The sequence below is a fragment of the Monashia sp. HAY1-5C genome, from assembly GCF_056755255.1.
Window position 1 is genome coordinate 14,566 of the sequence record NZ_JBPGXG010000047.1, and the last position, 14,096, is coordinate 28,661.

11 protein-coding genes are annotated in these 14,096 nt (G+C 72.7%); 3 read left to right on the forward strand and 8 right to left on the reverse strand.

Annotated features, from left to right (window positions below):
• Positions 1-11 precede the first annotated feature (11 nt).
• Both lepA and ACR9ZK_RS09430 read right to left on the reverse strand, forming a co-directional pair.
• Positions 12-1,856 (reverse strand): translation elongation factor 4, encoded by a 1,845-nt coding sequence (gene lepA, locus ACR9ZK_RS09425; RefSeq protein WP_481341638.1) that lies wholly within the window; start codon positions 1,854-1,856, stop codon positions 12-14.
• A 483-nt stretch (positions 1,857-2,339) separates the two neighbouring features.
• Positions 2,340-3,599: an MFS transporter gene (locus ACR9ZK_RS09430; protein WP_481341639.1), complete on the reverse strand. Its 1,260-nt coding sequence runs from the start codon at positions 3,597-3,599 to the stop codon at positions 2,340-2,342.
• A gap of 110 nt (positions 3,600-3,709) precedes the next feature.
• Here ACR9ZK_RS09430 and ACR9ZK_RS09435 point away from each other — a divergent pair, with 110 nt between their 5' ends.
• Positions 3,710-4,294: a type II toxin-antitoxin system PemK/MazF family toxin gene (locus ACR9ZK_RS09435; RefSeq protein ID WP_481341640.1), complete on the forward strand. Its 585-nt coding sequence runs from the start codon at positions 3,710-3,712 to the stop codon at positions 4,292-4,294.
• A gap of 71 nt (positions 4,295-4,365) precedes the next feature.
• Here the strand turns inward: ACR9ZK_RS09435 and rpsT are convergent, their stop codons facing one another.
• From rpsT to ACR9ZK_RS09450, 3 genes are all read right to left on the reverse strand, one after another.
• Positions 4,366-4,626, reverse strand: coding sequence for a 30S ribosomal protein S20 (gene rpsT, locus ACR9ZK_RS09440; protein ID WP_076261025.1), 261 nt, complete (start codon positions 4,624-4,626; stop codon positions 4,366-4,368).
• A 300-nt stretch (positions 4,627-4,926) separates the two neighbouring features.
• Complete coding sequence (holA, locus tag ACR9ZK_RS09445) at positions 4,927-5,886, reverse strand: DNA polymerase III subunit delta (RefSeq protein ID WP_481341641.1); 960 nt, start codon at positions 5,884-5,886, stop codon at positions 4,927-4,929.
• Positions 5,887-6,059: 173 nt separating this feature from the next.
• Complete coding sequence (locus ACR9ZK_RS09450) at positions 6,060-8,300, reverse strand: ATP-dependent DNA helicase (protein ID WP_481341642.1); 2,241 nt, start codon at positions 8,298-8,300, stop codon at positions 6,060-6,062.
• 139 nt (positions 8,301-8,439) lie between these two features.
• On the opposite strand from ACR9ZK_RS09450, the gene ACR9ZK_RS09455 reads away from it, so the two are divergent.
• The gene (locus ACR9ZK_RS09455; protein ID WP_481341643.1) at positions 8,440-10,116 is read left to right on the forward strand and encodes a formate--tetrahydrofolate ligase; all 1,677 of its coding nucleotides are present in this window, start codon (positions 8,440-8,442) and stop codon (positions 10,114-10,116) included.
• Positions 10,117-10,149: 33 nt separating this feature from the next.
• On the opposite strand, the gene ACR9ZK_RS09460 is transcribed toward ACR9ZK_RS09455, so the two are convergent.
• Entirely contained in the window at positions 10,150-11,184 is a 1,035-nt protein-coding gene (locus ACR9ZK_RS09460) for a GNAT family N-acetyltransferase (RefSeq protein ID WP_481341644.1), read from the reverse strand.
• Positions 11,185-11,492: 308 nt separating this feature from the next.
• Positions 11,493-12,977 carry a GTPase HflX gene (hflX, locus tag ACR9ZK_RS09465; protein ID WP_481341645.1) on the reverse strand — a complete coding sequence of 495 codons (1,485 nt, stop codon included), beginning with the start codon at positions 12,975-12,977 and terminating at the stop codon, positions 11,493-11,495.
• Positions 12,978-13,130: 153 nt separating this feature from the next.
• Between hflX and ACR9ZK_RS09470 the strand changes: the two genes are divergently transcribed.
• Entirely contained in the window at positions 13,131-13,793 is a 663-nt protein-coding gene (locus tag ACR9ZK_RS09470) for a class I SAM-dependent methyltransferase (RefSeq protein ID WP_481341646.1), read from the forward strand.
• Here the strand turns inward: ACR9ZK_RS09470 and ACR9ZK_RS09475 are convergent.
• A partial coding sequence (locus tag ACR9ZK_RS09475; protein ID WP_481341647.1) for a diaminopimelate epimerase occupies positions 13,760-14,096 on the reverse strand: 337 nt, incomplete at its 5' end. The genes ACR9ZK_RS09470 and ACR9ZK_RS09475 overlap by 34 nt on opposite strands.

Consider the following 14,096-nt stretch of genomic DNA (forward strand, 5'->3'; position numbering starts at 1 on the left):
CGCCGCCCCGGCTACTTCTTCGGCTTGTCCCCCGCGCCGTCGCTCGACAGGGCTGCGATGAAGGCCTCCTGCGGGACCTCGACCCGGCCGACCATCTTCATCCGCTTCTTGCCCTCCTTCTGCTTCTCGAGCAGCTTGCGCTTGCGGCTGATGTCGCCGCCGTAGCACTTGGCGAGGACGTCCTTGCGGATGGCGCGGATGTTCTCGCGGGCGATGATGCGCGAGCCGATCGCGGCCTGGATCGGCACCTCGAACTGCTGGCGCGGGATGAGGTCCTTGAGCTTGCCGGCCATCATGACGCCGTACGAGTAGGCCTTGTCCTTGTGGACGATGGCGCTGAACGCGTCGACGCTCTCGCCCTGGAGCAGGATCTGCACCTTGACGAGATCGGCCACCTGCTCCCCGTCGGGCTCGTAGTCGAGCGAGGCGTAGCCGCGGGTGCGCGACTTCAGCTGGTCGAAGAAGTCGAAGACGATCTCCGCGAGCGGCAGCGTGTACCGCATCTCGACCCGGTCCTCGGACAGGTAGTCCATCCCCCGGAGCGCGCCGCGCTTCTGCTGGCACAGCTCCATGATGGCCCCGACGAACTCGCTCGGAGCGAGGATCGTGGCGCGCACGACCGGCTCGCTGACCTCGGCGATCTTGCCCTCGGGGAACTCGCTCGGGTTGGTGACGTGGATCTGCTTGCCGTCGTCCATCGTCACGTCGTAGACGACGTTGGGCTGGGTCGAGATGAGGTCGAGGTTGAACTCCCGCTCGAGCCGCTCGCGGACGATCTCGAGGTGAAGCAGCCCGAGGAAGCCGCAGCGGAAGCCGAAGCCGAGGGCGGCCGACGTCTCCGGCTCGTAGACGAGCGCCGCGTCGTTGAGCTTGAGCCGGTCGAGGGCGTCGCGCAGGTCCGGGTAGTCCGATCCGTCGATCGGGTACAGCCCGGAGAAGACCATCGGCTTGGGGTCGCGGTAGCCGCCGAGGCTCTGCGTGGCGGGCTTGCTTGCGTTCGTCACGGTGTCGCCGACGCGGGACTGGCGGACGTCCTTGACGCCGGTGATGAGGTAGCCGACCTCGCCCACCCCGAGCCCCTTGCCGGGCACCGGCTCCGGGCTGATGACGCCGATCTCGAGCAGCTCGTGGGTGGCCCGGGTCGACATCATGACGATGCGCTCGCGCGGGTTGAGGTTGCCGTCGACGACCCGGACGTAGGTGACGACGCCGCGGTAGGTGTCGTAGACGGAGTCGAAGATCATCGCGCGGGCCGGCGCCGACGCGTCACCGGTCGGGGCCGGGAGCTGGGTGACGATCTCGTCGAGGAGCGCCTCGACGCCCTCCCCGGTCTTGCCGGACACCTTGAGGCAGTCCTCCGGGTCGCCACCGATGAGCTTGGCGAGCTCCTCGGCGTACTTCTCCGGCTGGGCCGCGGGCAGGTCGATCTTGTTGAGGACCGGGATGATGGTGAGGTCGTTCTCCATCGCCAGGTAGAGGTTCGCGAGGGTCTGGGCCTCGATGCCCTGGGCCGCGTCGACGAGGAGCACCGCGCCCTCGCAGGCAGCCAGGCTGCGCGACACCTCGTACGTGAAGTCGACGTGACCGGGGGTGTCGATCATGTTGAGCGCGTAGGTCTGCCCGCCGACCTCCCACGGCATGCGCACGGCCTGGCTCTTGATCGTGATGCCGCGCTCCCGCTCGATGTCCATGCGGTCGAGGTACTGGGCGCGCATCGCCCGCGCGTCGACGACCCCGGTCAGCTGGAGCATCCGGTCGGCGAGGGTCGACTTGCCGTGGTCGATGTGCGCGATGATGCAGAAGTTGCGGATCAGGTCCGGCGGCGTTGCGTTGGGGGCCAACGCGGAGCGGGCCATGGGCGACACGGTGGGGCGAACCTCGCGAGGTGGGCGGCGGGTGGACGGTCGTGCTCGGCCGGGGCCGGCATCGTCCCAGTCTCCCACGTCCGGACGCGTGCCCGCGCACCCGCCGCACACTCCCGAGCACCCCTGGGCGCCCGCCCGCCGAGCGGGGACGCCTGATCGGCGGGACGATGTCGAGCAGCGCCGCCGCCGATCGACGTGGCCGTGCGTGGCCGCCGGCTGCAGCAGCACCCCTACGCCGAGACGTTCGTCATCCGGCGCGGGTCGGCGACCTTCACCATCGGCTCCGGGGCGGACGCTCGCGAGGTCGTCGGTCGCGCCGGTCAGGTGCTCGTCGTGCCGGCGACACGCCGCACCGGTTCCGCACCGGCCCCGGCGGCTACGAGGGCGTCCACATCCACGCGAACGACCACTTCGTCACCGACTGGCTCGAGTGACCTCGCCGCGCCGGCAGAGCGCGGACGGTCAGCGCCGGCGTCAGCGCGTCGACGCGGTGACCGGGCCGTCCGAGGTGTCCGACGCGTCCCACCTGGGCGGCGCATCCGGCGTCCCGGTGCGCGCGCCGGCCGTCGGGCGCCGCTCCAGGACGAGGGACGTCGCGGCGATGCCGACGCCGAGGACCGCCAGTACCGCGCCGACGAGGCTCGGGGCGCCGTAGCCGAACCCGGCCGCGAGGACGACCGACCCGAGCCAGGCCCCCAGCGCGTTCGCGGTGTTGAGCGTCGAGTGGTTGAGCGCCGCGGCGAGCGACTGTCCCTCGTGCGCGACGTCCATGAGCCGGGTCTGCAGCAGCGGTACGAGCACCGAGGGCAGCAGCCCGAGGAGGAACACCATGCTCACCGCGAGCCACAGGACGTGGGCGGCCGGACCGAAGGCGGCCAGCAGCACGGCGATGAGCGACAGGGACACGACGATGCCGCGCAGGACCCCGAACTGCTTCCCAACGCGCCCGGACAGAGCCATGCCGACGACCATGCCGGTCCCGTACGCAGCGAGGACCCAGGGGATGTGGCGCTCGTCCAGTCCGGCGAGGTCGGTCATCGTCGGGGTGATGAAGGAGTACATGGCGAACATGCCGCCGAAGCCCACGACGCCGACGAGGAGGGCCAGCCAGACCTGCAGCCGGGTCAGGGCCCTCAGCTCACGACGCATCGACTCCTCACCGCTCGAGCTCTGCCGCGGCAGGAACAGGCCGACCGCCACGACCGTGACCGCCGCGATGATCCCGACCGCCAGGTAGGGCGCGTGCCACGAGAGCCGCTGGCCGAGGACGGTCGCGAGCGGCACGCCGACGACGTTGGCCACGCCGAGCCCGCCCAGGATGGTCGCCACCGCTGCGGTGCGACGTTCGTGCGAGACCAGTGACGCCGCGACGACCGATCCGATGCCGAAGAACGCGCCGTGCGGCATGCCGGCGAGGAACCGGGCGGCCATGACGGTCGGGTAGGTGTTCGCGACGACGACGGCCAGGTGGGCGACGGCGAAGAAGGCCATGAGACCCATGAGCAGGCCCTTGCGCGGCGCCTTGGCCGCGATGACGGCGATGAGCGGAGCGCCGACGACGACGCCGAGCGCGTAGGCCGACACGTAGTGACCGGCGGTCGCGATGTCGACGGCGGTGCCCGCGGCGATCTGGGGCAGCAGGCCCATGGTCACGAACTCGGTCGTGCCGATGGCGAAGCCGCCCACGGACAGCGCGAGGATGGCAAGGGCGGTGCGGCGACGGGCGGGGCTCAAGGACGACTCCGGGGGTAGGTGCGGTCGGCTGGTGCGTGTGGCTCGTGCGGATCGCCGTCGACCCGGGCTCTGACCCACACGGTAACGGCGCCGTGGCTACGGTGATTCCCATGTCCGCTCGACCCGCCGGCGTCGTCCGTCGCCTCCTCCACCTCCTGCGCGGCCCGTCCCGGGCGTCGGGATCCGCCCCGTCCGTCCCGTCCCGCACGCCCAGCACGACGTCCAGCACGACGCCCAGCACGACGCGACGGCCAGGGGCCCCCGGCGCCCGGACGGTCGCGGCGCCCGGCGACTACCCGGGCGATGCGACGCAGCTGCCCGACACGACCTACGCCCCGCGGCCCGACGGCCGTCCCGACCCGGGCGAGATCGTGTGGACGTGGGTGCCGTTCGAGGAGGACCACCGCGAGGGCAAGGACCGGCCCGTCCTGCTCATCGGCCGGGAGGGCCGCTGGCTCGTCGGCCTCCAGCTGACGAGCAGGGACCACGACCTCGACGAGGAGCAGGAACGCCGGGCCGGGCGTGAGTGGGTCGATATCGGCACCGGCGCCTGGGACGGACGGCGTCGCCCGAGCGAGGTGCGCGTCAACCGCCTCGTCCGGGTGGACCCGGACGCCGTGCGGCGCGAGGGCGCGGTCCTGCCGCGCGAGCGCTACGAGGAGGTTGTCGCCGCCGTGCGGGCGCACCTCGGCTGAGCGGCGGCTCTGAACAGGAAACGGGCCCGTCACCGAGGGTGACGGGCCCGTTCAGGCAAGGCGGCCGAGCGTCAGAGGGACGCGGCCTTCTTGGCCATGGCCGACTTGCGGTTGGCGGCCTGGTTCTGGTGGATGACGCCCTTGCTCACGGCCTTGTCCAGCTTGCGGCTGGCGGCCTTGAGGGCGGCGTCGGCGGCGTCCTTGTCACCGGAGGCAGCAGCCTCGCGGAACTTGCGGACCCACGTGCGAAGCTCGGACTTGACGGCCTTGTTGCGCTCGGTGCGCTTCTCGTTCGTCTTGATCCGCTTGAGCTGCGACTTGATGTTTGCCACGAGATGTTCTTTCGTTCGGTCGGATTCTGCCGTTAGAGGGCGGCAAAGCCGTTCGGGACCGGGCGTGGGGCACCCTGCGTGAACGGCTCTGGGTGGAGCCTGCATGCGCGCACGACCTGAGCGCGCACGCAAGGACCAAAGGTACCAGCGCCGCACGCCCCCTCCAAACCGGCGCCGCAACCCCGGATGGGCTGGTCAGGGGCTGGTCAGGGGCTGGTCGGGGGCACGTCGGCGGGCCGCCCCGGGTCGTCGGCGAGCCCGTCGGCCACCGTGCCCCGACCCCGTCGCGACGAGGACCGCTCAGCGTCCGCCGCGGGCACCGGCGATCGTCAGGATCGCGCGCTCGACGGCGTAGACGGGGTCGCGGCCACCGCCCTTGACCTCGTGGTCCGCCGCGGCGACCGCCAGGATCGCGGTGGCCAGGCCGTCCGCACTCCAGTGGCCGACCACCCGACGCGCCTTGTCGACCTGCCACGGCGCCATCCCGAGGCTCTTGGCCAGCTGCGCGGAGCTGCCCCGCCCGGCCGCGCCCACCTTGACGAGCTGGCGCAGCTGCGAGGCGATGACCGCGACGATGGGCACGGGGTCGACCCCGCTGGCGATGGCGTGACGCAGCAGCCGCAGCGCCTCCCCGGCCTGCCCGGCCACGGCGGCATCGGCCACGCGGAAGCCGGTGGCCTCGACCTTGCCCCCGTAGTACGTGTCGACGACGCTGTCGTCGACCGTGCCCTCGGTGTCGGAGACGAGCTGGGCGCAGGCGGCTGCCAGCTCGCGCACGTCCTTGCCGACGGCCTCGACGAGCGCCCGCACGGCCTCGCCCGTGATGCGACGGCGGGCGGCCGCGAACTCCTTGGTGACGAAGTCGGACTTGTCGCGGTCGGACTTGACGGCCGGGCACTCGACGACCCGGGCTCCCTGCTTCTTCATCGTGTCGAGGACCTTCTTGGCGCGGGGTCCTCCCCCGTGGGCGACGACGAGGCTGACCTCCGGCTCGGGCGCCGCGAGCAGGTCGAGCAGGTCGAGCTGGAGCTCGTCGGGCGCGTCGTGCACGTCGCGCACGACGATGCACGTGGCGCCGCCGAAGAGCGAGGGGCTGGCGTGCACGCGCAGCTGCCCACCCTCGTAGGTGGCAGCGTCGAGGCGGACCACCTCTGCGTCGACCGAGCGCGCGGCCGCGACGAAGGAGGCCACCGCCCGCTCGACGAGGACCTCCTCGGGACCGCTCACGAGCACGAGGGGCGGGACGCCGGTGTCGCTCATGGCCCTAGGGTGCCACGGGCGGCCGACACCTCAGTCAGGGGCGGTCAGGGCGCTGACCGTCCACGATGACGACCACCATCAGGCCACGAAGGCGGGTGTCGTGCCGGTCGCCGTCCACGTCCCGCCTTCGTGGTCGTCGTCCTGCACGCATCGGCCGACGCCTCGGTGCCCCGTCAGTCGAACAGCTGGCCGGTCGCGAGGCTGAGACCGAGCTGCTCGGCACGCGCCGCGATGGTCTCACCGGGCAGCTCGAAGTGCTCGACGAGCTCGTCGAGGAGCATCCCGGACTCGGCGGCGTCGCGCAGCTCGGCGTCCTGCTCGTCGCTCCACGCATGGCCGGACGTCACGGCGCTCCGGCTGCCGGGCGCGGAGGGCGGCGGGGGCGCGACCGGGCGCGGGTGCTCGCTGCCGTCCTCCTCCGAGCGCGTGCCGGTCAGCGATCGCAGCGCCGGCTCCTCGACGGGGAGCGGTTCGGGCGCGGTCTGGTCGAGTCGGCCGAGCGCGGCGAGGACCATCTGCTTGTCCGTCGTCGGGTAGAACGGCGGCAGGGAGCGCTGGAGGAACCCGGCGTACCGGGCCGTCATCATCCGCGAGTCGAGGAACGCGACGACGCCGCGGTCGTCGGAGCGGCGGACGAGGCGTCCGGCGCCCTGGGCCAGGCGGAGCGCGGCGTGCGTCGCCGAGACGGCCATGAAGCCGTTGCCGCCCATCCGGGCGATCGCCTGCGACCGCGCCGAGGCGAGGGGGTCGTCCGGCCGCGGGAACGGGATGCGGTCGATGATGACGAGCTGGCACGAGGAGCCGGGCACGTCGACGCCCTGCCACAGGGTCAGCGTCCCGAAGAGGCAGGTGCGGGGGCTGCGCGCGAACTGCCGCACGAGCGTCGTGATCTGGTCCTCGCCCTGGCACAGGACCGGGTAGTCGTCGCCGAGACGGGCGCGCATGACCTCGGCGGCGTTCTGTGCCGCGCGCGTCGACGAGAAGAGGCCCAGCGTGCGACCACCTGCGGCGCGGACCAGCTCCTCGATCTCGTCCAGGGCGGCATCGCTGGTGCCGTCGCGGCCGGGCGGCGGCAGGTGCGTGGCGACGTAGGCGATCGCCTGCTTGGGGTAGTCGAAGGGGCTGCCGACGTCGAGGCCCCGCCAGGCGGGGGCGCCGTCACCGCGCAGGCCGATGGTGCCGGCGACCGCGTCGAAGCTGCCGCCGAGCTCGAGCGTGGCGGACGTGAGGACCACCGTGCGCGCGTCGAACACCTTGTCGCGCACCAGCATCGCGACGCTCATCGGCGCGACGCGCAGCACCGGGCCCCGGCGCTGGTCGTGGGAGAGCCAGACGACGTCGAGCTCGCGCTCCTCGAGGATCCGCTCGGCGTTCTCGTGGACCTCGTCGACGGCGGCGCGCGCCACCTGGCGCGCACCGTCGACCTCGGTGCCGGGGGGTGGCTTGAGGTCGCTCTGCACCTGGCGCGCGGCGTCGCGGACCCGGGCCAGGGCGAGGCCGACGGCGTCGGGGATCCCGAGCATCCGGCCCTCCTCGACGCGCTCGAGCGACGCGGCGAGCAGCTCGCCGGCCTCGGTCAGGGCGTCGGTGTTGTCGGACATCCGACCGGCTCGCTTGGCGGCCGTGGCCACCATCGAGCCGGTCAGCTCGTCGGTGATGGTGGCCGTGACGCGGTCGACGAGCTCATGCGCCTCGTCGACCACGAGGACGTCGTGCTCGGGCAGCATCTGGCGGCCTTCGAAGGAGTCGATGGCCATGAACGAGTGGTTGGTCACGACGACGTCGACGTCCTTGGCGGCCTCGCGGGCGCGTTCGACGAAGCACTCGGTGACGAAGGGGCACTTGCCGCCGAGGCACTCGTGGGCCGACACCGACACCTGGCGCCAGGCCCGCTCCGAGACACCGGGGACGAGCTCGTCGCGGTCACCGGACTCGGTGTGACCGGCCCAGTCCCGCAGGCGAACCACCTCGGCGCCGAGCCGACCGACGCCGGCGTCGACCTGCGACACCGACAGCAGCCCGTCCTCGTCGTCGGGGAAGCCGCCCTCGAGCTTGTTGAGGCAGACGTAGTTGCGGCGGCCCTTGACGAGCGCGTACGTCGGGCGGCGACCGAGGACCGGGGCGAGCGCCTCGGCGACGCGCGGCATGTCGCGGTCGACGATCTGGGCCTGCAGGGCGAGGGTCGCGGTGGCGACGACGGCAGGTTTGCCGGACCGGAACGCGTGGGCCACCGCAGGCACGAGGTAGGCGAGCGACTTGCCGGTGCCGGTGCCGGCCTGCACGAGCAGGTGCTCACCCTTGTCCACGGCGTCGCCGACGGCCCGTGCCATGGCCAGCTGGCCGGGCCGCTCGACACCACCGACCCTCGACAGCGCGGCGTGGAGGAGGTCGTCGATCGAAGGTCGAGGGGCCACCGACCCACCCTATGGGGCGCCACCGACACGCTGCCGCCCCCGTCCCCAGCCTGCCGGTCCCACTGAGGAGTCGCGACGGACAGCGTGAGGTTCACGGCACTTCGTCGCCGGACGCGTCACAGCGGAGTTTGATCGAGACATGACCACGAGCCAGCCCACCGACCTCGCCATCGCGCGCGCAGCGACCCTGCGGCCGATGCTCGAGGTGGCGGCCGACCTCGGCATCGCCGAGCACCACGTCGTGCCGTACGGCCGCGACGTCGCCAAGGTCGACCTCGCCGTCCTCGACACCCCCGTCCCCGGGCGTCGGGCGACCTTTGTCGTCGTCACGGCAATGACCCCGACACCGCTCGGCGAGGGCAAGACCACGACGTCGGTCGGCCTCGCCCAGGCCCTCGAGCGCCTCGGATCGCGCGCCGTCGTGACGCTGCGCCAGCCCTCGATGGGGCCGACGTTCGGCATCAAGGGCGGCGCCGCCGGCGGCGGGTACAGCCAGGTCGTGCCGATGGACCGGCTCAACCTGCACCTCACCGGCGACTTCCACGCCGTGACGGCGGCGCACAACCTCCTCGCCGCGATGGTCGACAACCACCTGCACCACGGCAACCCGCTCGGGATCGACCCGCGCCGCATCACCTGGCGGCGGGTCCTCGTCGTCGTCGGCCTCGGCGCCCGCGAGGACGGCGTCCCGCGGGAGACGGGCTTCGACATCACGGCCGCGAGCGAGGTCATGGTGCTGCTCAGCCTCGCGACATCGCTGCAGGACCTGCGCGAGCGTCTCGGGCGCATCGTCGTCGGCTACACCGTCGAGGGCAAGGGTGTCACGGCCGAGGACCTCGGCGCGGCGGGCGCCATGGCGGTGATCCTGCGCGACGCCGTGCAGCCCAACCTCGTGCAGACGCTCGAGGGCGGGCCCGCGCTCGTGCACTGCGGCCCGTTCGGCAACATCGCGACCGGCACCTCGTCGGTGCTCGCGGACCTCGTGGCCATGCGCGGCGCCGACGTCGTCGTCACCGAGGCCGGATTCGGCGCGGACATGGGCGCCGAGCGCTTCTTCGACGTCAAGTGCCGGGTGGCCGGGCTGTCCCCCGACGCCGCCGTCGTCGTCGCGACGGTGCGGGCCCTCAAGGCGCACTCAGGTCGGTGGCGCATCCGCGCCGGGCGGCCCCTGCCCGAGGACCTGCTCGACGAGGACCCGACGGCCGTCGAGGCAGGTCTGCCCAACCTCCGCGCCCACCTCGACATCGTCCGACGCTTCGGGGTGACGCCGGTCGTGGCCGTCAACGCCTTCCCCACGGACCACGGCTCCGAGCACGATGTCGTGCGCCGGTTCTGCGACGAGCTCGGCGTCCGCTGCGCCGTGACGCGTCATGTGGCCGAGGGCGGGTCGGGGGCGGAGGACCTCGCCCGCCGCGTGCTCGAGGCGGCCGCCGAGCCGGCCGAGTTCCGCGTCCTCTACCCGCTGGAGATGCCGCTCGCGGCCAAGATCGAGACCGTGGCCCGCGAGGTCTACGGTGCCGACGGCATCGACCTGTCCCCAGGGGCTGCCCGGGCCCTGCGCGACTACGAGCGTCTCGGCTTCGGCGAGCTGCCCGTCGTCATCGCCAAGACGCACCTGTCGCTGTCGTCGGACCCGACGCTGCTCGGGGCGCCGACGGGGTGGCGGATGCCGGTCCGCGAGGTGCGGGCCGCCGTCGGCGCCGGCTACGTGTACGCAGTCTGCGGCGACATGCGCACCATGCCGGGGCTGCCGAGCTCGCCCAACGCCGAGCGCATCGACCTGGACGAGGACGGCAGCATCGTCGGCCTTTCGTGAGGGAACACTCCACCGCGGTGCGACCGAACCACCTCAGGTGAGCGGCGCAGCGTCGACGCGTCGGGCCATCGTGACGTCGTCGCGGTAGTCGGTGTCGGACAGCTTGAGCCCGCGCGGCACACGCCCGACCTCCGTCCAGCCCGCAGAGGCGTAGAACTCGCCGAGGCCGAGCCCGTCGCGGTAGTCGAGCCTGAGCAGCTCGACCGCGGGCAGCGACCGCCGGGCGATGCCGACCATCCCGCCGAGGAGGATGCGCCCGAGGTTGCGACCCTGGGCCGCCGGGTCCACCATGAGCCGCTTGAGGCCGGCGAGGTGCTCGTACGGGAAGCCGCGCGAGTGCTCCCAGAAACCGAGCCCCCGCAGCGTGCCGTCGGGGTCATGCAGGGTGCACAGCAGTGCCGTCTGGGCACCGACGTCCGCCAGGTGCCGGTCGAGAGCGGCGGCGACGGCCTCGCGGGGGGCCCCGGGCAGGAAGCCGACCGAGCCGCCGGCGTCGTTGACGTGCACCCACAGGTCGATGACGGCGTCCCTGAGCTCGGCGTCGATGCGGGCCGGGTCGACGACCGCCACGACCGGGGCCTCGAAGTACAGCATCGGCTCCGAGCCAGGCGGGTCGTCGCGGTTGAGGCGCGTGCCCTTCTGCACGAGGCCGGCCGCCGTGGCCGTCGCGGCGGAGGCGCCGTTGACCCGGTCGACCATGGCGGTGACGCGTTCGTCGCGGTGCTCCAGGCCCCAGGCGACGATGCCGCGCGACACCTCGCGGCCCAGTCCCTGACCGAGCCGGGAGTACGCGAGCCGGTAGTAGAGGTTGAGCTCGGTCTCGTCGGAGTCCTTGACCCGCAGTCCGGCCCAGCCGACGACCTCACCCGAGGACCGCTCGACGACGGCCGCGTACCCGACGCCGTCGGCCTCCCAGGAGTCGAGGTCGTCCTCGAGCCTCTCGCGGCAGCGTTCCGGGCTCGGCCTGGTGTGCGGCGCGTGCGCGTACGTTCGCGGGTCGCTGTGCAGTCGCACGTAGTCCTCGAGGTCGGCCTCGTCCGGGCGGCGCAGGACGAGACGCCGCGTCACGATCCAGGGGTCACCCGGACGTCCCGGCGCCGGCGGCTGCACCAGCGCCGGCACGCAGGTGCCACGAGCATCCACCGTCACCGCGACGGAGCCGGACGTTCGGGCGCCCGTGTCTCGCAGACAGCCTGTGGCGCGCCGTCGCAGCACGGCTCGATGTACAGGCACCTGGGGCAGCGGTTGTGCGCCTGCTCGGCATACATCTGGGCGCCGCAGTACGGGCAAGGGATCTCGAGGGCCATGCCACCATCCTCACCGACAGCTCCGACAGCAACGACAGCACCGACGCCGCGTCCTCCCGTCGGCGTCGGTCAGCTCGCGACGACGACGTAGTCGGACAGCTCGGCCTCGAGGTCGGGCGTCACCTTGGCCCGCACGCGCGTGCCGTCCGCGACGTGCTCGCTGGCGAGGACCTCGGCGCCCTCGTGGATGCGGGAGACGAGGTCACCGCGCTCGTAGGGCACCAGCACCTCGACCTCGATGTCCGGCCTGGGCAGCTCGTCGGCGATGAGGTCGCGCAGCTCGGCCAGGCCGGCGCCGGTTCGGGCCGACACGGTGATGCAGTGCCTCTCGTGGCGGCGCAGCCGGTCGAGCACCTCCGGGTCGGCGATGTCGGCCTTGTTGACGACGATGACCTCCTTGACCTGGTCACCGCCGACGTCGGCGAGCACCCCGCGCACGGCGCTGATCTGGCCCTCCGGGTCCGGGTGCGAGCCGTCCACGACGTGCAGCAGCAGGTCGGCGTCGGCCACCTCCTCGAGCGTCGACCGGAACGCCTCGACGAGCTGGTGGGGCAGGCTGCGGACGAAGCCGACGGTGTCGGCGAGCGTGTAGACGCGGCCGTCCTCGGTCTCGGCGCGCCGGACGGTCGGGTCGAGGGTGGCGAAGAGCTGGTTCTCGACCAGCACGCCGGCGCCGGTCAGCCGGTTGAGCAGCGAGCTCTTGCCGGCGTTGGTGTAGCCGGCGATCGCGACCGAGGGCACGCCCCCCACGCGTCGGGAGTGGCGCCGGGTGTCGCGGCTGGTCTTCATGCCCTTGATGTCGCGCCGCAGCTTGGCGATCTTGGTGTTGATCCGGCGGCGGTCGAGCTCGATCTTCGTCTCACCGGGTCCGCGCGACCCGATGCCCTCACCGCCGGCGACGCGGCCACCGGCCTGGCGGGACATCGACTCGCCCCAGCCGCGCAGGCGCGGCAGGAGGTACTGCAGCTGCGCCAGCTCGACCTGGGCGCGGCCCTCCCGGCTCTTGGCGTGCTGGGCGAAGATGTCGAGGATCAGGGCGGTGCGGTCGATGACCTTGACCTTGACGACATCCTCGAGGGCACGACGCTGACCCGGGGCCAGCTCGCCGTCGCAGATGACGGTGTCGGCGCCCTCGGCCACGACGATGTCGCGCAGCTCGATCGCCTTGCCCTTACCGAGGTACGTGGCGGGGTCCGGCCGCTGGCGCCGCTGGAGGACGCCGGCGAGAACGGTCGAGCCGGCGGTCTCGGCCAGCGCGGCGAGCTCGCGGATGGAGTTCTCGGCGTCCTCGCTCGTGCCGTCGGTCCAGACACCGGCGAGCACGACGCGCTCGAGACGAAGCTGCCGGTACTCGACCTCGGTGACGTCCTCGAGCTCGGTCGACAACCCCTGGACTCGGCGAAGGGCCGCACGCTCCTCGCGGTCGAGCTGGTCACCGTCGTAGAGCGGAAGGTCCGCCTCGGTGCGCTCGTCGAGGTCGGCGGCCAGTGCCTCGGCGCGGGTCGCGAACAGGTTGGTGCCGCGACTGTGCTGGTTCGTGTGGTTCGTCGTCATGTTCTCCCTATGGTCCCATCCCATTAACGCCACGAGCGACTCGTTTGTGCCCGCACCACCTCACCCGGCGCTCACCCGGCCCATACCCCCTCGCGCGGGGCGCCACCGGTCCGGCCGGTGTCGCCCCGGGACCCTGCCGCTACGGTGGCCGTGATGAGCGAGCGGACCGACCACTACTTCAGCGCCGAGCCGGCCTCCCCCGAGGACCTGCGCACCATCGCGGTGACGTTGGAGGGCAGGCCGTACCGCCTGACCACCGCGCGGGGCGTCTACTCCCCCGAGCGTCTCGACCCGGGCACCGCGGTCCTCCTCGCCGCGGCTCCGGATCCGAGCCCGGCGGGTGCGCTCCTCGACCTCGGCTGCGGCTGGGGGCCCATCGGCCTGACCCTCGCGCTGCGCTCCCCCGGCGCGACCGTGTGGGGGGTCGACGTCAACCGCCGCTCGCTCGACCTCGCACGCCGCAACGCGGCGACCGTCGGCGTCGCGAACGTCACCTTCTGCGAGCCCCACGAGGTCCCGGCCGACCTGCGCTTCGACACGATCTGGTCCAACCCCCCGATCCACGTCGGCAAGGCGGCGCTGCACGACCTCCTCGAGCGCTGGCTGCCTCGGCTCACCGACGACGGCGCGGCCCACCTCGTCGTCCAGAAGCACCTCGGCTCGGACTCGCTGCAGAAGTGGCTCAACGCCCAGGACTGGGGCCTGACGTGCGGCCGCCTGTCGTCGGCCAAGTCGTTCCGCGTCCTCGAGGTGCGTCGCAGCTCAGGACCGCCCGCAGGGCGTCACAACGGGAACTCACCGTCGGCGACGAGCTGAGCGGGTCCCGCGAGCTCGACCCGACTGCCCGGCAGCGGCGTCACGGTGAGGCGACCGCCGGGCACGTCGACGGTCCACGGGGAGTCGTCCTCGACCCCGGACCAGAAGCGCGTGGCGAGGGCCGCCGCGGCCGCGCCGGTTCCGCACGAGCGGGTCTCGCCGACCCCGCGCTCGTGGACCCGCATCGCGATGTGGCCCGGACCGACCGCCCTGACGAACTCCACGTTGACCCCCTCGCGCTGCTCCGGGTGGACCTCGGGAGCGGCGGTGAGGTCGAGCTGGTCGAGGTCGATGCCCTCGGGG

What these genes read in the sequence shown, in the direction of transcription:
- lepA (WP_481341638.1), bottom strand. Translation starts at nt 1,856, where the DNA reads ATGGCCCGCTCCGCGTTGGCCCCCAACGCAACGCCGCCGGACCTGATC.
- ACR9ZK_RS09470 (WP_481341646.1), top strand. Translation starts at nt 13,131, where the DNA reads ATGAGCGAGCGGACCGACCACTACTTCAGCGCCGAGCCGGCCTCCCCC.
- holA (WP_481341641.1), bottom strand. Translation starts at nt 5,886, where the DNA reads ATGAGCGACACCGGCGTCCCGCCCCTCGTGCTCGTGAGCGGTCCCGAG.
- ACR9ZK_RS09435 (WP_481341640.1), top strand. Translation starts at nt 3,710, where the DNA reads ATGTCCGCTCGACCCGCCGGCGTCGTCCGTCGCCTCCTCCACCTCCTG.
- ACR9ZK_RS09455 (WP_481341643.1), top strand. Translation starts at nt 8,440, where the DNA reads ATGACCACGAGCCAGCCCACCGACCTCGCCATCGCGCGCGCAGCGACC.
- hflX (WP_481341645.1), bottom strand. Translation starts at nt 12,977, where the DNA reads ATGACGACGAACCACACGAACCAGCACAGTCGCGGCACCAACCTGTTC.